A 22,085-nucleotide genomic window follows, 5' to 3' on the forward strand; every position below is an offset into this window, starting at 1 on the left:
GTCGCCGCGATCCGCGAGATCCGCCGCCGCTTCGGCGACGGCATCCCCGCGATCCTGATCACCGCCGACCGCAGCCCCGCGGTGCGCCTGGCCGCGCGCGAGGAAAACATCGCGGTGCTGAACAAGCCGGTCAAGCCGGCCTCGCTGCGCGCCCTGCTCGGACAATGGCGGACGCAGCAGATGGTGGCGGCGGAGTAATGGCTCGCTCAGTCCACCGCGTGTGAAGCGCGGCCTCCCGATTTTCCCGTCATCCTGAGGAGCGCGGAACGCGCGTCTCGAAGGATGCACGGCCCGTCTGTGGCCGATTCATCCTTCGAGGCTCGCCCAGCGGCGCAATTGCGCCGCAAGGCTCGCGCCTCAGGATGACGGGACAAGGGCCGGGTAACGGCCTTACGGCGACGGCGTGCCCTGGCGCCACTGGCCGCCCGCGATCCTGGCGGCGGCGATCACGGCCTGGGTGCGGCTTTCGACGCCGAGCTTCTGCAGGATGGCCGACACATGGGCCTTGATGGTCGCTTCGGAGACGCCGAGTTCGTAGGCGATCTGCTTGTTGAGCAGCCCCTCGGATAGCATCATCAGCACCCGCACCTGCTGCGGGGTCAGCGTCACCAGACGGTCGCGCAGCCGCGTCATGTCGGGATCGCCCGCCGCCGACAGATCGGTGTCCGGCGGAACCCAGACGTCGCCCTCCATCACCTTCATGATGGCATCACGCAGCGTCTCGACGCCGAAGCGCTTGGGGATGAAACCGGAGGCACCGAAATCGAGCGAGCGGCGGATGGTTCCGGCATCGTCACTGGCGGAGACGATGACCACCGGAATCGCCGGATACTGCGCCCGCAGATAGATCAGGCCGGAAAAGCCGCTGATCCCCGGCATGCTCAAATCGAGCAGGATCAGGTCGACCTCGGAGTCCCGTTCCAACAGCGCGGTCAGATCCTCGAACGATCCGGCCTCGCTGATCGTGGCCGAACTCACGACGCTGGACACCGCCTGACGCAACGCATCGCGGAACAGCGGATGGTCGTCGGCGATGACAAGATGAGTATTGGCAGCAGCAGTCATCTCAGTCCCACAAGCGGGCTTTGGCAAGCCCGCGCCGTTCGGTTGTCGCCCGCGTGGCAGTATCACGCAAGCCCTTGATAATACCAGATGCCAACGCAGTTAACCCGCCGAGCTTGTGCGCCGCAACAGACGCACGCGGGGACGCTCCATTCCATTCTACCCCTCGAAGATAAGTTCAAGCGTGCAAAAGCCAAAAGTCTTATTGGGACGGGTTTCACTGCGATGTTACCCTCGAATGAAGCCCAGGCTCATTCGAGCCTAGTCAGCCAGGCGAGGCTCGCATGGCAGCAATAATTCGGGGGGAGCAATCCAGATGTCCACTATGACTGCAACTTCGGCGCGGCCCGCCGGCATGACGAAGGATGAGCGTTTCGTCATCCTGGCGTCGTCGCTCGGCACCGTGTTCGAGTGGTACGACTTCTATCTCTACGGTTCACTGGCCGGCATCATCGGTGCGCAGTTCTTCTCCGACTATCCGCCGGCGACACGCGACATCTTCGCGTTGCTGGCCTTTGCCGCGGGCTTCCTGGTGCGTCCGTTCGGCGCCATCGTGTTCGGCCGGGTCGGCGACATCGTCGGCCGCAAATACACCTTCCTCGTCACCATCCTTATCATGGGCCTGTCGACCTTCATCGTCGGCCTGTTGCCCAGCGCCAAGACCATCGGCATCGCGGCGCCGATCATCCTGATCTCGCTGCGCCTGTTGCAGGGCCTCGCGCTCGGCGGTGAGTATGGCGGTGCGGCGACCTACGTCGCCGAGCATGCGCCACAAGGCAAGCGCGGCTACTACACCTCGTTCATCCAGACAACGGCAACGCTCGGACTGTTCCTGTCGCTGCTGGTGATCCTGTTCACCCGAACCTTCACCGGTGAGAAGGACTTCGCCGATTGGGGCTGGCGGATTCCGTTCCTGGTCTCAGTGCTGCTGCTCGGCATCTCGGTCTGGATCCGTCTGCGGTTGAACGAATCGCCGGTGTTCCAGCGGATGAAGGAGGAAGGCAAGACGTCCAAGGCGCCGCTGACCGAAGCCTTCGCGACCTGGAGCAACGCCAAGATCGTGATCCTCGCCTTGTTCGGCCTGACCATGGGCCAGGCAGTGATCTGGTACACGGGCCAGTTCTACGCGCTGTTCTTCCTGCAATCGATCCTCAAGGTCGACGGCTACACCGCCAACCTCCTGATCGCCTGGTCGCTGCTGCTCGGCACCGGCTTCTTCCTGGTGTTCGGCGCGCTGTCGGACAAGATCGGCCGCAAGCCGATCATCCTGGCGGGCTGCCTGCTCGGCGCACTCACCTTGTTCCCGATTTTCAAGATGATCACGACCAACGCCAATCCGGCGCTGGAAAAGGCCTATGAGACGGTCAAGGTGCAGGTCGTTGCGGATCCCGCCGGCTGCGGCGATCTGTTCAACCCGGTCGGCACCCGCGTCTTCACGGCGCCTTGCGACACCGCCCGCGCTTTCCTCGCGCAGTCGTCGGTGAAGTACGCCACCGTGCCGGGCCCGGCCGGCTCGCCGGTGAAGGTCACCGTCAACGACAAGGACGTGCCGTACACGGACGCCAAGACGTCGAACCCCGCCATCACAGCGGCGGTGCAGGCGGCGGGCTATCCGAAGCCGGGTGACGCCGGCATCGTGAAGATGTCGAACCCGTTCGACGTCTTCCGTCCGCAGGTGGCTGCGACCATCGGGCTGCTGTTCATCCTGGTGCTCTACGTCACCATGGTCTACGGCCCGATCGCCGCGATGCTGGTCGAACTGTTCCCGACCCGCATCCGCTACACCTCGATGTCGCTGCCCTATCACATCGGCAACGGCTGGTTCGGCGGCCTGCTCCCAGCGACCGCGTTCGCGATCACCGCCTCGACCGGCGATATCTACTCCGGTCTCTGGTATCCGATCATCTTCGCGGCAATCACCGTCGTGGTCGGCGCGCTCTTCATTCCGGAAACCAAGGACGTCGACATCACCAAGACCTGACCGCAAGTCCTGATCAGTCGACATTCGCAATCAAAATGCATCGGCCGCGGAGCGATCCGCGGCCGATGTCGTTTTCGAAGCCAGAGCTTGGAAGCAGGTTCAACCCGTCAGCGCGTGGCGCCGATGAATTGCAGCACGACCTCGCGCCGGTGCGCCCTGGCGCGATGCTCGATCAGATAGATGCCCTGCCAGGTACCGAGCGCCATCTCGCCATCGAGCACCGGGACCTGCAGTGAGGTCGCCGTCAGCATGGTCTTGATGTGCGCCGGCATGTCATCGGGGCCTTCAGCGTCGTGACGCCAGCCGCCGTCTTCGGGCGCCGCGCGATCGAGCGCCGTCATCAGGTCGACCAGCACCGTCGGATCGGCATTCTCCTGGATCGTCAGCGAGGCCGAGGTGTGACGGATGAACAGCGTCACCGACCCCTCGCCAGCGCGCACCTCGCGCAGGAATTTTGCGACCTCGTGCGTGATGTCGGTGAAGCCGGCGCCGGACGTTTCGACCGTCAAGCGCGACGAGGCGATGTTGGTCGCTGCGACCGAGGATGGCGCCGAGCGCGACGTGGTTCCCGATGATCTCATCTGTAACTCTCACTACGTCGTCTCGGCCTAGTGCGCATTGCGCACGGAGCCGGGACCCATACTCCGCGGCTCCTTAGTTACGAAGATTTGGAGTTGCCAGCTTAGCCAACCAACTCCCAGCGGTGGTTATGGGTCCCGGCCCCCGTGCGCAATTGCGCACTAGGCCGGGACGACGCAGCGGAGAGAGCCGTATCAAATCTTGCCGCCGTTGACGTCGCGCTGCACGCGATTGGCCATCTCGATCAGCCGCCGCCAGGCCCGCTCGACGAACGACATCATGCGATCCATGTCGCGGTCGCTCGGCAGCGGGATCTCGATCTTGCGCTCGCCCTCGGCGACCTTCGGCTCAGCCTTCTTCAACGAATCCGATTTCGGCAACGCCTCGTCGGTCTTGGCCGATGGTGCGCGCGCGGCGAGCTCGCCCTTCAGCTTGTCATTGTCGGCTTGCAGGCGCCCGATCTCGGCATCCAGCGCCGCCCGCTCGTCGGGCACCATGTAACAGGCCCAGCCCGCGCTGGAATTGGTGCAGGTCGACACCGCGCCGGTGCGGGTGTCGAGCCGCAGGAAGCCATCGCCGGCCGGCGACAATGCATAGCGGCCGTTCTCGGTGTCGGGCGCGGTTTGCGCGATGGCCGCGCCGTTTGAGATCAGGATGGCAACGATTGCGATGGACAATTTCGAGGACGACATCGCGATGGGCATGGCTTGCTCCGCCTCAACCTGATTCCTGCCCCTAGACCACAGAGCTATAGGGCTTGCGGCCTGACTTCAACGCGTCCTCGAGCAATTCGATCCGGTCCTGCCCCCAGAAGACCTCGCCATCGAGCACATAGCCGGGCGAGCCGAACACGCCGGCGTCCAATGCATTCTGGCGATTCTGCTCATAGACCGCGCTGATCGCATCGGAGCCCGAGCGCTCCACCAGCTGCCGGCCGGGCAAGCCTGCATCGTCGGCGAGCTTCACCAGCGTTGCAGCATCGGCAAGGTTGAGCTCAAGCTCCCACACCGCGGGATAGGCACGTTGCAAGAACGGCTCGGGGTCGAGGCCGGCTTCGAGCAGCGCGATCACGACGCCATCGGCAAGCCGCCCATTGAACGGCCAGTTGGCCGGCTGCAGGTGAAAATTCAGCCCGCGCTTGTCGCGCCAGCGCTGCAATTCGATCATCCGGTAGCGCTGCCGCACCGGATGGCGCTGGGCGAGCGGCAGCCCGCCGGTCTCCGAGAACAAATCGACCAGCAGCACGGGCCGGTAATTTACCTTGAGATCGTAAGCGTTTACGAGCCGCACGAAGGGCTTGTGACCGATATAGGCCCAGGGCGATTGCAGCGAGAAGTAGTAATCGATCTGGCGTGACATGCGGAACCTTGACTGCATGAGAGGATAAGGACTTTCGGCGATCCCAGCAGAGCCGGAAATGCCAGGCAACATCGCTTCAAAGCATACAAGCTGTTGCACTGCGAACACTGCGTCACTCTGACCTTGAATATCTTCAAATAAATCCAGCAGAATCAAAGCAATAACTGGTTACGACGCAATCTTGACTTGATTAGACGCGGTAAGTATGGTCCGCGCGGCTTTTGACGGGGACGGGCGCAATTTCCATCATCCGCGGCTTCGGTTAGTGTTTGCAGCATGGCTGAGAACACCAACGACGGCGCAGGTGGAAGTCGCGATCAATCGCCTCCTGACGAAGCTGCGCTTTCCGCAAGGCTCGGAAGTCTCGATCATCGGTTGTCAGAAATTCGCGACAGCCGCAGGAGCAAGACTGATCAATCCGGTACTGAAAGCGGGGACAGTGCCGCCAGAGCTTCGGCGATGGCGCTCGGTTTTCGTCTTTCCTCGGAGCTGATCGCGGGCGTTGTCGTCGGAGCGGCGATTGGCTGGGGATTCGACCGTTTGCTGTCGACGTCGCCATTCGGCTTCATCGTGTTAACGCTGCTCGGCTTCGTCGCCGGCGTGTTCAACGTGGTGAGGTCCGCGGGCGTGGCCTCGGGCAAGCGCTGAGCGCTGGCGGGAAGTCACGACATTTGAAATTCGATTACCGGCACGATGGCCGGTGGACCAAGAGCCGCGCGGATGAAAATCGACCCGATCCACCAGTTCAATATCGAGCCCCTCTTCACGCTCGGCCACATCGGCAATCACACGATCGCCTTCACCAATTCGTCGCTCTACATGTTCATCGCAGTGCTGCTGATTGCACTGCTGATGCTGGCGAGCAGCCGGGATCTGGTTCCGGGACGGCTGCAGTCGGTCGCCGAGATCTCCTACGAGTTCGTCGCCAGCACGGTTCGCGGCAACGCCGGTGCGGAAGGCATGAAGTTCTTCCCGCTGATCTTCTCGCTCTTCATGTTCATCTGCGTCTCGAACCTCGTGGGCATCATCCCCTACACCTTCACGATCTCGAGCCACCTGATCGTCACCGCGGCCCTTGCACTCCTGGTGTTCTTCACCGTCCTGGTCTACGGCCTCTACAAGAACGGTCTGAAATTCTTCAAGATCTTCGTCCCCTCCGGCGTTCCGCTGTACATCCTGCCGCTGGTCATGTTCATCGAGGTCCTGTCGTTCTTCCTGCGGCCGGTCTCGCACAGCGTGCGTCTGTTCGCCAACATGCTGGCCGGCCACATCGCGCTGAAGGTGTTCGCGGGCTTCGTCGCGATGCTCGGCTTCTCGCTGGGCGCGCTCGGCTGGTTCGGCGGCGTGCTGCCGCTGGCGCTCACGGTCGCGCTGTACGCGCTCGAACTGCTGGTCGCATTCCTGCAGGCCTACGTGTTCGCGATCCTGACCTGCATCTACCTCAACGACGCCATTCATCCGGGACACTAAGCGGTCCGGGGAATCTCCACCCACCAATCTGTCTATCTTTCTCAAGGAGCTACAAATGGAACCGGCAGCAGCAAAACTTATCGGCGCGGGCATCGCGTGCATCGGCATGGGCGGTGCGGGCGTCGGCGTGGGCATCATCTTCGGCAACTACCTCGCCGCTGCGGTGCGTAACCCCTCGGCCGCTCAGGGCCAGTTCGGCAACCTGATCTTCGGCTTCGCCGTGACCGAAGCGCTCGGCATCTTCTCGCTGCTGATCGCGCTGCTTCTGCTGTTCGTTCCGCTCTGAGCGGCACCCCGGTTCCGCTTTAGCGGCAACCCGTCGCGCCGCCCAAAGATCGTACCAAGGGCGGCGCGCATGACAGCAACAGGAGAACACCGTGGCTGAGAGTCATGGCGAGGCAAAGGGCCAGAATGCCGGCGCCCACACCGAGGCCGATGGCGGACATCACGGCGGAACCTTTCCGCCGTTCGATTCCTCCAATTACGCCTCGCAGCTGGTGTCGCTGGCGATTGCATTTGTCGCGCTCTATCTGATCGTGTCGCGTATCGCCCTGCCGCGGGTCGGCGGGACGATCGATGCACGCCAGAACAAGATCGAGGGCGATCTGGCCGAAGCGCAGAAGCTGAAGGACGAGTCCGACGCGGCGCTGAAGGCCTATGAAACCGAGCTGGCGAATGCGCGCTCCAACGCGCAGGCGATCGGCAACGAGACCCGCGAGAAGCTGAACGCGGCCTCGGAAGTCGAGCGCAAGGCGCTGGAAGAGAAGCTGGCGGCCAAGCTCGCCGACGCCGAGAAGCAGATCGCAACGACCCGGACCAACGCCATGAGCAACGTCCGCGGTATCGCGGCGGATGCGGCCGGCGCCATCGTCCAGCAACTCGCCGGCGTCACGCCGGACGCGAATGCGGTCAACAGCGCCGTCGACGCGTCGCTGAAGGGATAGACGATGTTTTACGAACCGGAAACCTGGGTTGCGATCGCCTTCGTCATTCTGCTGGTCGTGTTCGGCTACCTCGGCGTCCATCGCACCCTGCTGACGGCGCTCGATCATCGTGCCGAGCGCATCAAGGCCGAGCTCGACGATGCCCGCCGTCTGAAGGACGAGGCCAACAAGCTGCTCGGCGAATACAAGGCGCGCCGCGCCAGCGCGGAGCGCGAAGCCGCCGACATCATCTCCAACGCCAAGGCCGAAGCCGAACGCATCGCGGCTGAAGCCAAGGCCAAGATGGAAGATTTTGTCGCCCGGCGGACCAAGACCGCCGAGGGCAAGATCGCCCAGGCCGAGGCCCAGGCCGTGGCCGATGTGCGCGCCGCCGCGGCCAACGCCGCCGTGACCGCCGCTTCGACCATCCTGTCGCAGTCGGTCAAGGGCTCGGTTGCCGACGATCTCGTCGGCAAGGGCATCGCCGAAGTTCGCTCCAAGCTGAACTGACGCGATCACACTTCCGGAAAAGGCCGGCGCGAGATCATCGCGCCGGCCTTTTTCTTTGTTCCTGCTGCTTCTTATTCCACCGGCCCCGTCGCGGCCGCCGCCGCTACTTCTTCTTGTGCGGCGCGCGGGGCTTGGGCTCCGGCTTCAGCGCCTGCGGATCGAAGCCGATATAGAAGATGTAATCGTCATTGTCCGCGGACGACGGCGCCGGATAGACGACATCCTCGGCGACCAGGCTGAACGGCACGCTGCCGCTGTCGTCCATCTGCACCGTGGTGGTGTAGGCCTTGGTCGCAATCGTCCTCTCGCCGACGCCGCCCTTCACCACGGCGACGCGCAGCGGCACCTGGATGGTCGGCGGCGCGCCCGAGGGGCCGACGATGACCCGCCCCTGGATACCGATCTTGGCCGTGATCTGGCCGCTGTTCAGATTGCATTGCCGCGCCGTGCGCGTGATCGAGGCCAGGAATTTGACGTCGTTGCCGACCGCTTCCTTACCGTCCACGGACACCGAATAGGTCGAGGCCCCGGAGCGGATCTGCACCGGAGGGCAGGTCAGCTGGGCGTCGGCGTCGTTGAGCGGCTGCGGCGCCGCCGGCGTCGCCGGCTTCGAATCGGACGAACCGCCGCCGAACAGGCTCTTGAAGCGGTCGCTCAGCGACTGCGCCGAGCTGGCCTCCGGCAGGAGGGTGGCACCGAGACCGATCGATACCGCCGCCGCGAGCGCGAACCTGATCACCCTGTCACCCATGCGATATCCCCAAAGCCTCCAAACCAGAGTTCCCCGTTTCGCGGGCGTTATAGCAAGCCAATGGCGGCGAACCCAAGGCATGTTGAAACGGCATGTTGCAAAGGCATGTTGAAAGCATCCTGAAACGGCTCGGATAGGGCCCGCCATCAGCCAACAGGCTTAAGATTCAACCGCGGAAATCCTCGTGCAGCAGGCCGAACAGCAGGTGGTCCTGCCAGATCCCGTTGATGCAGAGATAGCGCCGCGCCAGGCCCTCGCGGGTGAAGCCGCACTTCTCCAGCACGCGGATCGACGACGCATTGGAGGGAATGCAGGCCGCCTCGATGCGGTGCAGGTTGAGCTCGCCGAACAGCGAGGGCAGCAGCACCCGCAGCGCCGTCGTCATATAGCCGCGATGGGCGTGCGGCAGGCCGACCCAATAGCCGATCGTGCCGGCCTGCACGATGCCGCGGCGGACATTGGCGAGCGTGATACCGCCGATCATCACCCCGTCCGATTCGCGGAAGATGATGAACGGATAGGAGCGGTCGGCGGCGATATCCTCGCTGTAGCGGCGCAACCGGCGGCGGAAGCCGGCGCGGGTCAGGTCGTCGGACGGCCAGATCGGCTCCCATGGCGTGAGATAGGCGCGGCTGGACTCGCGCAATTGCGCCCATTGCGGGAAATCCGACATTTGCGGCGCACGCAGCAAAAGCCCGTGCCCCCGCGGCATCAGTGCAGCCGGTCCACTGGACGGCAAACGAAACAGGGCCATGGCCCAACACTCCCCCGCCAAGCTGCTCCCCTCGCCCTGCTCTTGCGGGGAGAGGGTCGGAGTGAGGGGCCGTTTCCGCAAACTCGGCCTGCGGATGGCCCCCCTCACCCGAAGCCTTCGGCCATAGCCGAGGCTCCGCCTCGGCGTATCTCCGACAACGGCCGCCGGTAGGCGGCCTCTGCTCTCCCCCGCACGCGGGGCGAGGTAAGCAGAATTCTTAGTGCAGCAGCGTCTTTGCCTTCGACTTCGTCAATCCTTCCGCAAAAGACACCGCCGTGTCCAGACCCCTGCCGCTGCCGAGTGCAACAGCGGCGGGCCGACTGCGCGACAGCAGCGCGCGGGCGGCGTTGCGGCTCGATTCGACCGAGACCGCGTCGATCCGCGCCACCAGCTCTTCCACCGTCTGCGGCCGGCCATAGGCTAGCACATGGCGTGCCAGCTGCTCGGCCCGGGATGAACAGCTTTCCAGCGCCATCAGCAGGCCGGCCTTCATCTGCGCCTTGGCGCGGGCGACCTCGGCCTCGGTCAGGGTCTCCACCGCGTCATTGATGACGTCGACGATGACTTCCATCATCTCCGGCGCGTCGGCGGGATCGGTCCCGGTGTAGAGCCCGAAGAAGCCGGTGTCGGTGTAGGGGGCGTGGAAGGTATAGATCGAGTAGCACAGCCCGCGCTTCTCGCGCACCTCCTGGAACAGCCGCGACGACATCCCGCCGCCGAGCGTGTTGGTGAAGACCTGCAGCGAGAACAGCGACAGGTCGGTCTGCGGCACGCCTTCGAACGCCAGCGTCAGATGCGCCTGCTCGAGATCGCGATGCACCACCCGCGAGCCGCCCTTGCCGAACATCGCAGCCTGGGGCTTCGGCGCCGGCGTGGCGTCGAAGCTGGCGAACTTCTCGGCGACGTCCTCGACGACGCGCTTGTGATCGACGGCCCCGGCGGCGGCGACCACCATGTCCGGAGCACGGTAATGCGTCGACAGATAGCCGCGCAGCGTGTCGCGGTTGAAGGCCTTCAGCGTCTTGGCGGTGCCGAGCAGCGAGCGGCCCATCGGCTGGTCCGGATAGCAGAGCTCGTTGAGATGCTCGAACACGACGTCGTCGGGCGTATCCTGCGCCGCGCCGATCTCCTGCACGATGACGCTCTTCTCGCGCTCCAGCTCGTCCGGCACGAAGGACGGATTGGCGAGGATGTCGGAGAGCACGTCGAGCGCCAGCGGCACGTCGGCCTTCATCACCCGCGCGTAATAGGCCGTGGTCTCGGTCGAGGTCCCGGCATTGAGGTCGCCGCCGACCGCCTCGATCTCCTCGACGATCTCGCGCGAGGAGCGCCGCGCGGTGCCCTTGAACGCCATGTGTTCCAAGAGATGCGAGATACCGTGCTCGTTCGGCTTCTCGTCGCGTCCGCCGACGCCGGCCCAGACCCCGAGCGCCGCGGTCTCCAGATGCGGCATGGTGTCGGTGACGACGGTGAGGCCGCTCGGCAGCTTGGTGATTTGAACGCTCATCAGGCAACTCCCTGCTTGGCGGCACGGCTGACCGACAGCACGAAGCGCTCGACCTCGGCGGAATCATTCTTCATCACAGTCATATGTTCGGACTTGGTCATCAACCCGCCGAGCCAGGCCGGCAGCTGCGGGCGCACCCCGCAGGCGGCCTCGACCGCGTCGGGGAATTTGGCCGCATGCGCGGTCGACAGCACGATGTTCGGGATCTTGGAATCCGAGGTGTCGCGGTCGGCGACCGCGAGCGCCACCGCGGTGTGGGGATCGACCAGATCGCCGGCCTCGCGCCAGGCGGCGCGGATCGCAGCCGCGGTTTCGGTTTCGTCGGCACGGCCGGCGTCGAAATCACGGCGTACCGCGGCCAGCGTCGCATCCGGCAGCACGAAGCGGCCGGACTGCTTCAGCGAGGCCATCAGGCGGCGAACCTGATCGGCGTCGCGGCCGCTGGCCTCGAACAGCAGCCGCTCGAAATTCGAGGACACCTGGATGTCCATCGAGGGCGACGCCGTCGCATGCACCTCGCGCACCTCATAATTGCCGGTCTTCAGCGTGCGCGGCAGGATGTCGTTGACGTTGGCGGCAATCCGCAACCAGCGGATCGGCAGCCCCATGCGCTTCGCGACATAGCCGGCGAAGATGTCGCCGAAATTGCCGGTCGGCACCGTGAAATCCACCGTCCGCGCCGGCGAGCCGAGCGCGACCGCGGAGGTGAAATAATACACCACCTGCGCCACGATGCGCGCCCAGTTGATCGAGTTGACGCCCGACAGCGCCACCTGATCGCGGAAGCGATGGTTGTTGAACATCTCCTTCACCAGCGCCTGGCAATCGTCGAACGTGCCTTCGATCGCCAGCGCATGGACATTGGCGGCGCCGGTCGTCGTCATCATGCGGCGCTGCACCTCGGAGATGCGCCCGTTCGGGAACAGCACCACGAGGTCGACATTGTCGAGATTGGCAAACGCTTCGACCGCGGCGCCGCCGGTATCGCCCGAGGTCGCGACCACGATGGTGGTGCGCTGCGCGCGCTTGGCCAGCACGTGATCCATCAGCCGCGAGATGAGCTGCATCGCGACGTCCTTGAACGCCAGCGTCGGCCCGTGGAACAGCTCGAGCAGGAACTGGTTCGGGCCGATCTGGTCGAGCGGCACCACGGCGGGATGGCGGAAGGTGGCATAGGCTTCGTTCGCCATGCGGCCGAGCTCGGCGTCGGAAATCTCGCCGCCGGCAAACGGCCGGATGATCTCGACCGCGACCTCCCAATAGGGACGGCCGAAGAAGGCCGCGATGGTCTCGGGCGAAAATTCCGGCCAGGTCTCGGGCACGTAAAGCCCGCCGTCACGGGCAAGCCCGGTCAGCATCACATCGCAGAAGCCAAGCACCGGGGCCTCACCCCGGGTCGAAATATACCGCGTCAAACCGCCCTCCAAAGGCTTCGATCCGAGCCTTAAGCCTTTGATATCATGGATTTATCGGGTTCACCGCATGCGACCCGATGTGGTTCACCATAGAAGATCGGACCGGCAATGGGTAGCCCGAAGCACGCGCCTTCGGGGGCGCGCGGAGTGGTGAGAGGTGTTGCCCGCGAAGACGGCCACCCGCGCCACATACACCACTGTCGTCCTAGCGAAAGCCAGGACCCATAACCACCGCATTCAGTGATGAACGGGATCGCGGCCCCAGCGTCGCGCAACAATTGAGATTTGGGGTCATGGGTCCTGGCTTTCGCCAGGACGACGGTGAGTGTGTTGCACGATCCTGAGCAAGCCCGGTGTCATCACCCGCGCACGCGCACGCGGGTGATCCAGTATTCGTCCCTAACCGCTCGGCGGCGCCAGCGGCTGCGCGATCTCCTGGAACGGCGGCAGCGCCTCGCAGCGCGCGGCGTGGGCTTGCAGCGCCGGATAGCGCGCATCGAACAGATGCGGATGTGCCTCGCCAGTGAAGCGCAGCGCGCAGGCCACCGCGATGTCGGCATGACCGATGCGATCGCCCATCCAGTAAGGCGTCTGCACCGCTGCGCGCTCCTGCTCCAGCACCGCGAACACGCGGGAGATCTGCCCCTCGCAGCGCTCGACCCACAGCTTCAACTGCTCCTTGCGCAGCACGCGCTCATAGACAAGGCTCACCGCCTTGTCGGCGAGCCCGGTCGCCAGTGCCATGATGCGCAGATGCCGACGCCGCTCAACGCCGGAGCGCGCCAGCATCGCCCGCTCCGGCCCGACCAGCTCGTCGAGATAATCCAGGATCGCCCCGCTCTCGATCAGCGCCTCGCCGTCATCGAGCACCAGCGTCGGCACCCGCTGCACCGGATTGTAGGCCGCAACCTTCTCCGCATCGCCGAAGGTCGACCACGGCTTGTGCTCGAACGGCAATCCATAGAGCCGCAGCGCGATCGCGGTGCGGCGAACAAAGGGCGAGTCGTACTGGCCGATCAAAAACATCCGTCATCTCGTCGGTCATGCCGCGGCAGGCCGTTGCCGCGAAAGCAGGGCTTTCGAAGGTGTGGCGGCCAAGCCGGGTCAAAGGTTGCACTTTGCACCATCCTAGATGGCCTGCGCTGCGTTGCAACTGGATCATGATCCGGTTGCCTCACGAGCTATCCAATCACCGGCACATGCCTCGCCGCATCGCGCGGCGCGGTGCCATCAAGCCGCGGATCGTCGGCCACCTCGATCTGCCGTTTGAACGCACGGAAGCCGGAGCGCTGGTAGAACGCGATCGCCGACGGATGATCGAAGGTGCAGGTGTGCACCCAGACCCGGCTGACGTCGCGCGACCAGGCGATCTCAAGCGCGCGGTTCATCAGGAAGCGTGCGGCACCGGTGCCGATGAATTTTGCGGTGACGCCGAAATAGAGCAGCTCGCAATTGCCGGGCACGCCGAAGTCGAGTTCGAGCAGGCCTTCATCCAGGCCATCGACGACCAGCCCGTAGAGCTCGACGCTGGGCGCGTGAATCCGCCCGGCGAGATCGGTATCATCGAGCCCCGTGCGGGTGAACCAGAGCCATTCCTCGCCGACGCGGCGGTAGAGATCACGGTACCAGTCGAGCGCCGGCGGCTCGACCTTGCGCAGGCGCCACGCGCCCGGCGGATCGTCGCGCCGCGGCGGACGCTCGGTCATTTCCAGATGTGTGACGACGGCGGCGATCTTGCCGTGCGGGATGTCGGAATAACCGTCGGGCAACAGCATCGCGCGACCTTTTGTTTCCATGCGATCGGCGGGAAATATCCGGATGTCGCGGCAGATGCAATGCAACGCTGCGTAACAATGTTACCGATTTGTCAGTCGGTGTTTGGGCGAATCAAGCGCTCCATGCAGCGAGGCCACCGGAGCTAGCATCGTGTCGCGCCATCACACGCTGCCGCCGATCATCACCACGCCACCGAAGCCGAAACCCACGCGGCGTCGGCACGGTATTGGTCACGCGTTTGGGACGAGCGCTGCTGATGAGGCCGCACCTTGCGGATGATGCAGCGGTGCGCAGCGCTGCCGTGCTTCCGCAGCATGCGCGTCCGGTCGAGACCGTTGAGCGGCGCACGCCGTCACCGAACGGCAAGCTCAGCGACGACACGCTGCGCGCGATGTTGGAGGCGCAGGAGAAGCTAGAGGGGTAGAAGGCGTGCGCCACACATTCGGTGTCGTCCCTGCGAAAGCAGGGACCCATAACCACCGCTGTTTGTTGTTGCGAAGGCTATGGCCCCAGCGTCGTCAGACAACTCGCATTTGTGGTTATGGGTCCCGGGTCGCGCTCCGCTTGCCCGGGACGACATCGAGTTTTGGGCCACCGCGTTGCTCACTTCGGCGCCAGCAGTGATCACCGCGGCGTCAGCGTGATCGCCTCGGCGGTTGCGGCTTCCACGGCCGGGCGGCTGTAGAGCAGCGGGACATATTGGCCGGTGGCCCAGAGCGAGGCGAGGTCGCGGTAGTGGCCGCTGAAGGGATCGCCGGACTGGCCTGGTGTGTTGATGGTGCGGCTCGCATCCCAATTGCCGACATCGAGCACCATGCGGAACGAGGCGCCCGCGGTGAGATGATAGTCGGAGCGGCGATAGGTGGCGGCGCGCGGCACGTTGGCGGCGCCGCCATAGGCGAGCGGGCCGACCGACATCTGCATGGCTGTCGCCTTGTCGGCGAGCGGCATCAGCGCGTGATCGAACTTGGCGACATGCAGGCGGCCCCAGCGCCAGGTCGATGCATCGCCCCCGAGCTTGTCGGCGACGTCGGCAACGGCCTCGCCGAGACTGTCGCGCAGCACGCGGTCACGTCCGCCGGCGGGATCGCTGCCGAGCGCGGAGTCGGGCTTTTCGAGATAATCGACGATCGCGGAGATGCTGGAAGCTTCCGGCGCGATCAGCTCGGCCGCTTTCGGCGCCGTGGTCTTGAGCAGCACCGGGCCGAGATGGTTCGCGATCCAGACCTCGTACACCGCGGCCGCAGCGCTGTCAGCCGCGTCACGCGCGTCCCACGCCTTCAACAGATCGAGGCCCTTCTTCACATTGGCATCGTCGGATGACAGCGGCTTCAGCAACGCGACGAGACGCCGCGCCAGCATGCCGGTGTCGTCGTTCTGCAACGCCATCGCATCCGCCAGCGTCACCTTGCTGTCGGCCTGCAGCACCTCGACGATGCGCTGCCAGCGCGCGCTGTCGGACCATTCGAAGCCGACCCGGCGCTCATTGACCGGATAATCGGCCGGCAGGTTCATCTGGTTGGCGGTGGCGATGAAGCCCTGCTTCGGCTGGTACAGCTTCGGCAGCTCGTCGAGCGACAGGAAGCCCTGCCACTCGTAGCGGCCATCGCCAGGCACCGGCATCAGGCCATCGAAGCTGGTCCGGCGCGGCGTCTTGCCGGCGGCGATCCAGCCGATATTGCCGCTCACGTCAGCATAGACCTGGTTCTCCGACGGCGCGCCCCAGCGCCGCATCGCGTCGAGGAAGCCGCCCCACGTCTTCGCGGTCATGTAGTCGGACGAGCCGAAATAGGCCGAGGTGCCCGGCTCGAACCAGATCGAGCGCACGGCGAACGCATGCTTCTTGTCGGCGTCGACAAAGATCACCGGTCCGTGGCGGATGAACTTCAGCTCGAGGTCGCGATCGGCCTCGCCCTTCACCGCCTCCTTCTCATGCACGATGCGCATGTCCTCCCAGCCCGTGCCGTAGCGATACTGGTTCGGATTGTCCGGGTTGAGTTCGTAGACGTAGAGGTCTTCCTGGTCGACGTTGAAGATGGTGAGGCCGAACGCGATGGTGTCGTTGTGGCCGATCGAGATGCCGGGCAACGCCGGCTCGCCGGCGCCGATCACGGAGATGCCGGGCGCGTTGAGGCCGACAATGTAGCGCAGCGACGGCACCGAATGTTCGCGATGCGGATCGTTGGCGAGGATCGGGCGCCCCGTCGCGGTGCGCGATGCGGCGATCACCCAGTTGTTGGAGCCGATGGTGTCGCGCTGCTGATCGGCCTCGGCCAAGAACTTGTCGGGATCATGCGCCAGCGCCGCCTTCTGGTCCTTCTGAGCCGCGAACTTCACCGGTCGCGTGGCGAGGTCATAGGCCGCGAGCACGCCCTTCGGCACGCTGCAGGGGTCGAGCCCATCGGGCACCCTGGTGGTCCAGGTCGGCTCCAGCTTGACGCGGAAACGATCGGCATCGAGGCCGGCGGCGCAGGCGACCAGCGCGCGCTTCACCTCGGAGGCGACGTTGCGCGTCAGGCCGTGGCTGCGGACGCGCACCACATCCTCCGCCGACCACAGGTCCGGCATCGTGCCCGCGATCCTGAACTCGATCGGCAGCGCCCGCTTGCCCGCTTTAACGTCGGCGACATAGGCGTTGACGCCGGCGACGAAGGCGTCCGCATAGGTTTTCGCCTTCGGGCCATAGGCGGCCCATTCCGCGTTCATGTCGCCGCGATAGAGAAACTGACGCAGCGCCTTGTCCTGCTCGGCATAGGCGGGACCGAAATCCTTCGCCAGCAGGCCGAGCCCGCGCTTGCGCCAGAGATCGATCTGCCAGAGCCGGTCGCGCGCGGCGTTGAAGCCCTGCAGGAAGAACAGGTCGTGTTCGTTGCCGGCATAGATGTGCGGAATGCCCCAGACGTCGAGCAGGATCTGGCCCGGCGCCTTCAGCCCGGCGACGTCGGTCTTGACTTCGCGCGCCGCCACAAGCGGGCTCGCCTTCTCGCGCGCCGCGGCGGGCGCGGCGAGCATCGTGGCGCAGAGCGCGGCGGTGAGTAGTTTCGCGACGCGGTTGAGATCCGTGTTCATGTTGTTCTCCGATGGTTGTTATTTTTGGTACGAGACTTCATCCGGGTTTTTCACCCGGCGCGCTACTCCCCCTCGTCGCTCGCCAGCACGCCCTTCACCGCGCGGGCCCAGCCGGCGAGCTTGCGGTCGCGCGTCGCCTCGCTCATCGCCGGCCTGAAGCGGTGTTCGAGCCGCCAGTTGTCGGCGAATTTCGCGGGCTCCGGATAGACCCCGGCCTCGAGGCCGGCGAGATAGGCCGCCCCTAACGCCGTGGTCTCCTGGATCATCGGGCGATCGACCGGCGCGTTGAGCAGGTCGGCGAGCCGCTGCATGGTCCAGTCGGACGCCGTCATGCCGCCGTCGACGCGCAGCACGGTGTTGGCGGCATTGGCCTCCGGCCAGTCGGTGCGCATCGCGGCCCACAGGTCGAAGGTCTGGTAGCAGACGCTCTCCAGGGTCGCATGCGCGAGCTCGGCCGGGCCGGTGTTGCGGGTCAACCCGAACAGCGCGCCGCGCACCCGCGGATTCCAGTAGGGCGCGCCCATGCCGACGAAGGCCGGCACCAGATAGACGCTCTGCATGCTGTCGGATTTATCGGCCAGCGGCCCGGTCTCGGCGGCGTGCTTGATGACGCCGAGCCCGTCGCGCAGCCATTGCACCGCGCTGCCGGCGACGAAGATCGAGCCCTCGAGCGCGTAGGTGCGCTGGCCATTGAGCTGGTAGGCGATCGTGGTGAGCAGCTTGTTCTTCGACGCCACCGGCGTTGTGCCGGTGTTGAGCAGCGCGAAGCAGCCGGTACCGTAGGTCGACTTCATCATGCCGGGCTCGAAGCAGGCCTGGCCGATGGTCGCGGCCTGCTGGTCGCCGGCGATGCCGGAGATCGCGATCGGGCCACCGTACAGATCCGCGGTGCTCTCGCCGAACCGGGCGGAGGAATCCTTCACCTCAGGGAGCATCGAGCGCGGCACCTGCAAGAGATTGATGAGGTCGTCGTCCCAGGCGCCGGTATGGATGTTGAACAGCAGCGTGCGCGAGGCGTTGGTGGCGTCGGTGGCGTGCACCCGGCCGCCGGTGAGCCGCCACAAGAGATAGCAGTCGACGGTACCGAACAGGAGCTCGCCGCGCTCGGCGCGTTCGCGCGCGCCTGGCACGTGATCGAGGATCCAGGCGACCTTCGTCCCCGAGAAATAGGGGTCGATAATGAGACCGGTCTTGGCCGAGATCGCCGGCTCATGGCCCTCGGCCTTGAGTCTGGCGCAGATGTCGGCGGTGCGGCGGTCCTGCCAGACGATGGCGCGGTGCACGGCCTGTCCGGTGGCGCGGTCCCACACCACGGTGGTCTCGCGCTGGTTGGTGATGCCGATCGCTGCGATGTCCTTCGCCTTCAGCCCGGCCTTCTCCAGCGCCTCGCGGCACACCATCACGGTCGAGGTCCAGATATCCTCCGGCTCGTGCTCGACCCAGCCGGAGGCCGGGAAATGCTGCGGAAACTCCTGCTGCGCGACCGCGGCGATGGAGATATCGCTGCGAAACACCATGGCGCGCGACGATGTGGTGCCCTGATCGATGGCCAGCACGAAAGACATGAGCATTTCCCTTAAGGCGTCGTAACAGGCGCCAAGGGAGCGGATTACCGCGGCGAGGTCAAGATTGCTGGTGTGGCGGGATAGTCGAGGCAAAAGCCCCGCGACAGTATCAGTCCCGTCATCCCCGCGCAAAGGCTTCGCCTTTTGTCGCTGGAGGTGCGAGCCTTGCGGCGCAATTGCGCCGCTGGGCGAGCCTCGAAGGATGCACGGCCCGGCTGGCGGCCGTCGACCCTTCGAGGGCCGCTGAAGAAGCGGCCACCTCAGGGTGACGGGACTGAGAGTGGAAGCGCCGATCACATCGGCCGGTAGGTCCTGACGTCGCCGGGGACGTTGACGCCGATCTTGATCGCGCCGACCGAGCGGATGATGTCGTCGCCGAGCAGCTGGGCGAAGCAGGCATAGCCCCAGTCGTTCATGTGCAGGCCGTCGGCGGTGACGAAATCGTCGATCGGGATCGCCTGCCTCTCGTGCCAGTCGCGCATCACCTCGAAGCGCGGGAAGATGCCGACATGGCGCAGCGCGGCGATGCGGCCGAGCAGCTTCACCATGCCGCGGGCGCTTTCGGGACGCTCGGTGACGCGCGGCGAATATTGCGGATCGACCAGCACGACATCGGCGCCGTCGGCCTGGATGCGCGCGACGCCGTCCTCGACCTGCTTGGCGGTCTCCGACGGATCGAGGTTGCGCAGCACCGCGTTGGTGCCGACCTGCCAGATCACCATGTCGGGATGCACGTCGATCACTTCGGTCTGCAGCCGTCTCATCATTTCTGGTGCATCCTCGCCGCCCTTGCCGCGATTGAGCACGCTGATGTCGGCCGAGGGATACTGCCGGCGCAGCTGCGCGGCGAGCCGGCTCGGATAGGTGAATTCGGGCGCCGACGAACCGTAGCCCTGGGTCGAGGACGAGCCGAACGCGATGATGACGACCGGCTTGCCGGCGGCGAGCTTGGCTGCGACATGCGGCAGCGAGCCGGTGCTGTTCGGCACGCCGGTGGGCTGATGGCAGGGCACGCGGTGGAAGATGTCGCTGGCGGATTTCGCGACCTGCTTCACCTTGTCGAGCGCCTTCGCGGCGACGCCCCGTTGCGGCTGCGGATTGGCCGCATCGGTTTCGACCGCGGCGGGCTTCGCCGCATCCGCCCTGCTTGCTTCAGTCTTTGCTCCTGATGACAACGCCGCATGCTGGTCGGCCTGGCCGGTCTGCGCGCACAACGGCACCGCCGAGAGCGGCGCGAGCAACAGGAGCGCCGCAACGGCGCGCAGGCTCCGCCCTGCGGCGAAACGAAAGGGGAAGGCAAAACGCATCAACTCGGCTTCCTCTAATTCTGCTGCACCGGGCCCAGATGGGCCGCATCGATCACGAATTTCGCCAGTGCGCGGCCGAGACAGGCATGAACCTTCTTGGCCAGATCGACACCATGCGAGGTGCTGAACAGGTCAAAATATCCGGCGTCGCTCCACTGCTTCATAATCGCGAACCGGTCGAACAGCGGAACGTCGTGCTGCTGTGCCACCACCTTGATATTGTCGAGATATGGCGGCGCGGAGATCATCGTTTCCGTACGCGGGCTGTATTGCAGATTGACCAGCACCACGTCGGTCCCGGCGCCCCGCAACGCAACAACGCCATCGTTGATGGCGGTGCGGAAATCGTCAGGATCGACTGCTCGCATAGCATCGACCGTTCCGGTCTGCCAGATAACCAAAGTAGGCTTTTTTGCCTCAACAAGCTTAACAAGGGTTCCCGCGGTCTCCTCGGCGGTGCTCTTTCCCTGTAATTCTACGGATAGATCGATGGTGGCGGCCGGAAACGCCTCCTTCAGCGCCGCCTGCAGCGTGGCCGGATAGGCGCTCGCCTCGTTGCCGGGGATGGTCGAGGAGCGGCTGCCCACCACCAGCACGCTGAGCGGCTTGTTGGCCTTCACCGCATCGGTGACTTTCGGCAGCGAACTCTCGCTTGCCAGGAGATAGGCCGGCACGTCGCAGGGCGGCGCCGGTGCCGGCTCGACGGTATCGCCGGCGCGCACGGGCGCGGCCGCCAAACAGGCGGCCAGCAGCGTCAGGCTCAGCATCGTCCACGCGGACTTCATGCTCCCCCTCCCGCCAGATCGGCGTTGCCGCCGGCACCTTTTTTCGAGGCGCCTTTGTCGGCGGAGTGCTTGTACCACGAAATAATCCACGCCATGCCGCACATGATGAGGATGCCGCAAACGCTGATCAAGGCGTGCAGTGCGGCACCGCCAGATACTTCGGCAAGCACGAAGTGACCGGCAAAGGCGAGGAAGACCCCGAGGCAGAATATCTCAAGCGAATGCTGGCCACACAGGATCAATGGTCGCAGCCAGGGCGATTTCAAGCCCGGCCAGTCCCTCGGCAGGAAGCGCACGGTGAGCGCGGCGAGCGCCAGGAAATGCGCGAACCGCAACACGTCCAGGTCGGTCTTGTTGATCGGATACATCCATTGCTCGATCACCTTCGGCATGATGTGGCCGAGCTGCGGCACGTACCAGGTCAGCGTCACGAAGAACGCCGCGACCAGATAGACGATGCAGATCCACATCGTGATGTTCGACGACAGGATGCGCGACATCCGCCGCGCGCCGCCGAGCGCGCACCAGGCGCCGAACACGAACAGCAACTGCCAGGCGAACGGATTGAACGCCCAGAAGCCGTTCGGATAGGCCGAGAGATAGAGATCGAATTGCCAGGTCAGCGCGTAGAGCAGGACCGACAGGCCGAGCGTGACATCAGGCTTCCACTTCATCAGCCACAGGATCAGCGGCAGGAACAGCATCAGCACGATGTAAAGCGGCAGCACGTCCATGTTCACGGGGCGGAAGCGCAGCAGCAGCGCCTGCACGATGGTGACGTCGGGCTGCTTGAGGAAGTCCATGATCCCCATTTCTTCAGAGTAGAGCGGGTTCTCGAACGAGGTCGCGACATAGGAGATCTCGGCGAGGAAGATCGTGAACAGGAAGACATGCGCGACATAGATCTGCCAGACCCGGCGCAGGATGCGCGCGGTCGCGATCACGAAGCCGCCCTCCAGCATCGCGCGGCCGTAGACGAAGGCGGCGGTGTAGCCGGAGATGAAGATGAAGATCTCGGTGGCGTCGGAGAAGCCGTAGTTGCGGATCGTCAGCCAGGTCAGGAGATTGGTCGGCAGGTGATCGATGAAGATCAGCCACAGCGCGAGCCCGCGGAACAAATCGAGCCGGAGCTCGCGCTCGCCGGTCGCCGGCAGCGAGATTGCGGGCGCCGCCGCCACGGCTTTCGCCTTGACCTCTGCATCGGCTTTGGCGTCGGCCACCGGCGAACCGGCTATGGGATCGGCAATCGAGCTCATCAAACACCGTGTCGGC

At 65.0% G+C, this 22,085-nt stretch carries 23 protein-coding genes; 8 read left to right on the forward strand and 15 right to left on the reverse strand.

Going from position 1 to position 22,085, the window contains the following annotated elements:
• The coding region (locus tag H8B02_RS29890; RefSeq protein ID WP_229169531.1) for a response regulator at positions 1-198 on the forward strand (198 nt) is incomplete at its 5' end.
• A 192-nt stretch (positions 199-390) separates the two neighbouring features.
• Here the strand turns inward: H8B02_RS29890 and H8B02_RS29895 are convergent.
• The gene (locus H8B02_RS29895) at positions 391-1,065 is read right to left on the reverse strand and encodes a response regulator (protein ID WP_229169532.1); all 675 of its coding nucleotides are present in this window, start codon (positions 1,063-1,065) and stop codon (positions 391-393) included.
• A gap of 313 nt (positions 1,066-1,378) precedes the next feature.
• Here H8B02_RS29895 and H8B02_RS29900 point away from each other — a divergent pair, with 313 nt between their 5' ends.
• Positions 1,379-3,043 (forward strand): MFS transporter, encoded by a 1,665-nt coding sequence (locus tag H8B02_RS29900; RefSeq protein WP_229169533.1) that lies wholly within the window; start codon positions 1,379-1,381, stop codon positions 3,041-3,043.
• A 107-nt stretch (positions 3,044-3,150) separates the two neighbouring features.
• Here H8B02_RS29900 and H8B02_RS29905 read toward each other — a convergent pair whose 3' ends face one another.
• The 3 genes from H8B02_RS29905 to H8B02_RS29915 all read right to left on the reverse strand — a co-directional run bounded on the left by H8B02_RS29905 (position 3,151) and on the right by H8B02_RS29915 (position 4,981).
• Complete coding sequence (locus tag H8B02_RS29905; RefSeq protein WP_229169534.1) at positions 3,151-3,624, reverse strand: secondary thiamine-phosphate synthase enzyme YjbQ; 474 nt, start codon at positions 3,622-3,624, stop codon at positions 3,151-3,153.
• Positions 3,625-3,816: 192 nt separating this feature from the next.
• Positions 3,817-4,326, reverse strand: a complete 510-nt coding sequence (locus H8B02_RS29910; protein ID WP_229169535.1) for a hypothetical protein — start codon at positions 4,324-4,326, stop codon at positions 3,817-3,819.
• 31 nt (positions 4,327-4,357) lie between these two features.
• Positions 4,358-4,981, reverse strand: coding sequence for a 2-hydroxychromene-2-carboxylate isomerase (locus H8B02_RS29915; protein ID WP_212317182.1), 624 nt, complete (start codon positions 4,979-4,981; stop codon positions 4,358-4,360).
• 276 nt (positions 4,982-5,257) lie between these two features.
• On the opposite strand from H8B02_RS29915, the gene H8B02_RS29920 reads away from it, so the two are divergent.
• The 5 genes from H8B02_RS29920 (at position 5,258) to H8B02_RS29940 (ending at position 7,884) form a co-directional block, all read left to right on the forward strand.
• Positions 5,258-5,629 carry an AtpZ/AtpI family protein gene (locus H8B02_RS29920; RefSeq protein WP_229169536.1) on the forward strand — a complete coding sequence of 124 codons (372 nt, stop codon included), beginning with the start codon at positions 5,258-5,260 and terminating at the stop codon, positions 5,627-5,629.
• A 72-nt stretch (positions 5,630-5,701) separates the two neighbouring features.
• Entirely contained in the window at positions 5,702-6,451 is a 750-nt protein-coding gene (locus tag H8B02_RS29925; protein ID WP_229169537.1) for a F0F1 ATP synthase subunit A, read from the forward strand.
• A gap of 55 nt (positions 6,452-6,506) precedes the next feature.
• Entirely contained in the window at positions 6,507-6,737 is a 231-nt protein-coding gene (locus H8B02_RS29930) for a F0F1 ATP synthase subunit C (RefSeq protein ID WP_016847054.1), read from the forward strand.
• 91 nt (positions 6,738-6,828) lie between these two features.
• Positions 6,829-7,395 carry a F0F1 ATP synthase subunit B gene (locus tag H8B02_RS29935; protein WP_092123089.1) on the forward strand — a complete coding sequence of 189 codons (567 nt, stop codon included), beginning with the start codon at positions 6,829-6,831 and terminating at the stop codon, positions 7,393-7,395.
• Positions 7,396-7,398: 3 nt separating this feature from the next.
• Positions 7,399-7,884, forward strand: coding sequence for a F0F1 ATP synthase subunit B family protein (locus tag H8B02_RS29940; RefSeq protein WP_092123087.1), 486 nt, complete (start codon positions 7,399-7,401; stop codon positions 7,882-7,884).
• 103 nt (positions 7,885-7,987) lie between these two features.
• On the opposite strand, the gene H8B02_RS29945 is transcribed toward H8B02_RS29940, so the two are convergent.
• The 6 genes from H8B02_RS29945 to H8B02_RS29970 form a co-directional block, all read right to left on the reverse strand.
• A complete protein-coding gene (locus tag H8B02_RS29945; protein WP_229169538.1) occupies positions 7,988-8,635 on the reverse strand; it encodes a hypothetical protein in 648 nt (215 codons plus the stop codon).
• Positions 8,636-8,801: 166 nt separating this feature from the next.
• Positions 8,802-9,389: a GNAT family N-acetyltransferase gene (locus H8B02_RS29950; protein WP_229169539.1), complete on the reverse strand. Its 588-nt coding sequence runs from the start codon at positions 9,387-9,389 to the stop codon at positions 8,802-8,804.
• Between the two features lie 217 nt (positions 9,390-9,606).
• The gene (locus H8B02_RS29955; RefSeq protein ID WP_229169540.1) at positions 9,607-10,896 is read right to left on the reverse strand and encodes a M16 family metallopeptidase; all 1,290 of its coding nucleotides are present in this window, start codon (positions 10,894-10,896) and stop codon (positions 9,607-9,609) included.
• Positions 10,896-12,311, reverse strand: a complete 1,416-nt coding sequence (gene thrC / locus H8B02_RS29960; RefSeq protein ID WP_229169541.1) for a threonine synthase — start codon at positions 12,309-12,311, stop codon at positions 10,896-10,898. The genes H8B02_RS29955 and thrC overlap by 1 nt, the downstream gene beginning before the upstream one ends.
• Before the next feature lie 399 nt (positions 12,312-12,710).
• Positions 12,711-13,337 (reverse strand): glutathione S-transferase family protein, encoded by a 627-nt coding sequence (locus H8B02_RS29965; protein ID WP_229169542.1) that lies wholly within the window; start codon positions 13,335-13,337, stop codon positions 12,711-12,713.
• A gap of 155 nt (positions 13,338-13,492) precedes the next feature.
• Complete coding sequence (locus tag H8B02_RS29970; RefSeq protein ID WP_229169548.1) at positions 13,493-14,086, reverse strand: GNAT family N-acetyltransferase; 594 nt, start codon at positions 14,084-14,086, stop codon at positions 13,493-13,495.
• Positions 14,087-14,343: 257 nt separating this feature from the next.
• Between H8B02_RS29970 and H8B02_RS29975 the strand changes: the two genes are divergently transcribed.
• Positions 14,344-14,511, forward strand: coding sequence for a hypothetical protein (locus H8B02_RS29975; protein WP_229169543.1), 168 nt, complete (start codon positions 14,344-14,346; stop codon positions 14,509-14,511).
• A gap of 200 nt (positions 14,512-14,711) precedes the next feature.
• Here H8B02_RS29975 and H8B02_RS29980 read toward each other — a convergent pair whose 3' ends face one another.
• The 5 genes from H8B02_RS29980 to H8B02_RS30000 form a co-directional block, all read right to left on the reverse strand.
• Entirely contained in the window at positions 14,712-17,156 is a 2,445-nt protein-coding gene (locus H8B02_RS29980; protein ID WP_229169544.1) for a penicillin acylase family protein, read from the reverse strand.
• 62 nt (positions 17,157-17,218) lie between these two features.
• A complete protein-coding gene (glpK, locus tag H8B02_RS29985; protein WP_229169545.1) occupies positions 17,219-18,721 on the reverse strand; it encodes a glycerol kinase GlpK in 1,503 nt (500 codons plus the stop codon).
• Positions 18,722-19,014: 293 nt separating this feature from the next.
• Complete coding sequence (locus H8B02_RS29990; RefSeq protein WP_229169546.1) at positions 19,015-20,028, reverse strand: SGNH/GDSL hydrolase family protein; 1,014 nt, start codon at positions 20,026-20,028, stop codon at positions 19,015-19,017.
• 14 nt (positions 20,029-20,042) lie between these two features.
• Positions 20,043-20,813, reverse strand: a complete 771-nt coding sequence (locus tag H8B02_RS29995; RefSeq protein WP_229169547.1) for an SGNH/GDSL hydrolase family protein — start codon at positions 20,811-20,813, stop codon at positions 20,043-20,045.
• Positions 20,810-22,069, reverse strand: coding sequence for an OpgC domain-containing protein (locus tag H8B02_RS30000; RefSeq protein WP_229169549.1), 1,260 nt, complete (start codon positions 22,067-22,069; stop codon positions 20,810-20,812). Before H8B02_RS30000 ends, H8B02_RS29995 begins: the two co-directional genes overlap by 4 nt.
• Positions 22,070-22,085 lie beyond the last annotated feature (16 nt).

This window comes from Bradyrhizobium altum, from assembly GCF_020889705.1.
Taxonomy (GTDB): domain Bacteria; phylum Pseudomonadota; class Alphaproteobacteria; order Rhizobiales; family Xanthobacteraceae; genus Bradyrhizobium; species Bradyrhizobium altum.

Bases quoted from the DNA above. Each gene is read 5' to 3' on its own strand.
- H8B02_RS29895 (WP_229169532.1), bottom strand. From the start codon at position 1,065: ATGACTGCTGCTGCCAATACTCATCTTGTCATCGCCGACGACCATCCG.
- H8B02_RS29900 (WP_229169533.1), top strand. From the start codon at position 1,379: ATGTCCACTATGACTGCAACTTCGGCGCGGCCCGCCGGCATGACGAAG.
- H8B02_RS29905 (WP_229169534.1), bottom strand. From the start codon at position 3,624: ATGAGATCATCGGGAACCACGTCGCGCTCGGCGCCATCCTCGGTCGCA.
- H8B02_RS29910 (WP_229169535.1), bottom strand. From the start codon at position 4,326: ATGCCCATCGCGATGTCGTCCTCGAAATTGTCCATCGCAATCGTTGCC.
- H8B02_RS29915 (WP_212317182.1), bottom strand. From the start codon at position 4,981: ATGTCACGCCAGATCGATTACTACTTCTCGCTGCAATCGCCCTGGGCC.
- H8B02_RS29920 (WP_229169536.1), top strand. From the start codon at position 5,258: ATGGCTGAGAACACCAACGACGGCGCAGGTGGAAGTCGCGATCAATCG.
- H8B02_RS29925 (WP_229169537.1), top strand. From the start codon at position 5,702: ATGAAAATCGACCCGATCCACCAGTTCAATATCGAGCCCCTCTTCACG.
- H8B02_RS29930 (WP_016847054.1), top strand. From the start codon at position 6,507: ATGGAACCGGCAGCAGCAAAACTTATCGGCGCGGGCATCGCGTGCATC.
- H8B02_RS29940 (WP_092123087.1), top strand. From the start codon at position 7,399: ATGTTTTACGAACCGGAAACCTGGGTTGCGATCGCCTTCGTCATTCTG.
- H8B02_RS29945 (WP_229169538.1), bottom strand. From the start codon at position 8,635: ATGGGTGACAGGGTGATCAGGTTCGCGCTCGCGGCGGCGGTATCGATC.
- H8B02_RS29950 (WP_229169539.1), bottom strand. From the start codon at position 9,389: ATGGCCCTGTTTCGTTTGCCGTCCAGTGGACCGGCTGCACTGATGCCG.
- H8B02_RS29955 (WP_229169540.1), bottom strand. From the start codon at position 10,896: ATGAGCGTTCAAATCACCAAGCTGCCGAGCGGCCTCACCGTCGTCACC.
- H8B02_RS29965 (WP_229169542.1), bottom strand. From the start codon at position 13,337: ATGTTTTTGATCGGCCAGTACGACTCGCCCTTTGTTCGCCGCACCGCG.
- H8B02_RS29970 (WP_229169548.1), bottom strand. From the start codon at position 14,086: ATGCTGTTGCCCGACGGTTATTCCGACATCCCGCACGGCAAGATCGCC.
- H8B02_RS29975 (WP_229169543.1), top strand. From the start codon at position 14,344: ATGAGGCCGCACCTTGCGGATGATGCAGCGGTGCGCAGCGCTGCCGTG.
- H8B02_RS29980 (WP_229169544.1), bottom strand. From the start codon at position 17,156: ATGAACACGGATCTCAACCGCGTCGCGAAACTACTCACCGCCGCGCTC.
- glpK (WP_229169545.1), bottom strand. From the start codon at position 18,721: ATGTCTTTCGTGCTGGCCATCGATCAGGGCACCACATCGTCGCGCGCC.
- H8B02_RS29990 (WP_229169546.1), bottom strand. From the start codon at position 20,028: ATGCGTTTTGCCTTCCCCTTTCGTTTCGCCGCAGGGCGGAGCCTGCGC.
- H8B02_RS29995 (WP_229169547.1), bottom strand. From the start codon at position 20,813: ATGAAGTCCGCGTGGACGATGCTGAGCCTGACGCTGCTGGCCGCCTGT.
- H8B02_RS30000 (WP_229169549.1), bottom strand. From the start codon at position 22,069: ATGAGCTCGATTGCCGATCCCATAGCCGGTTCGCCGGTGGCCGACGCC.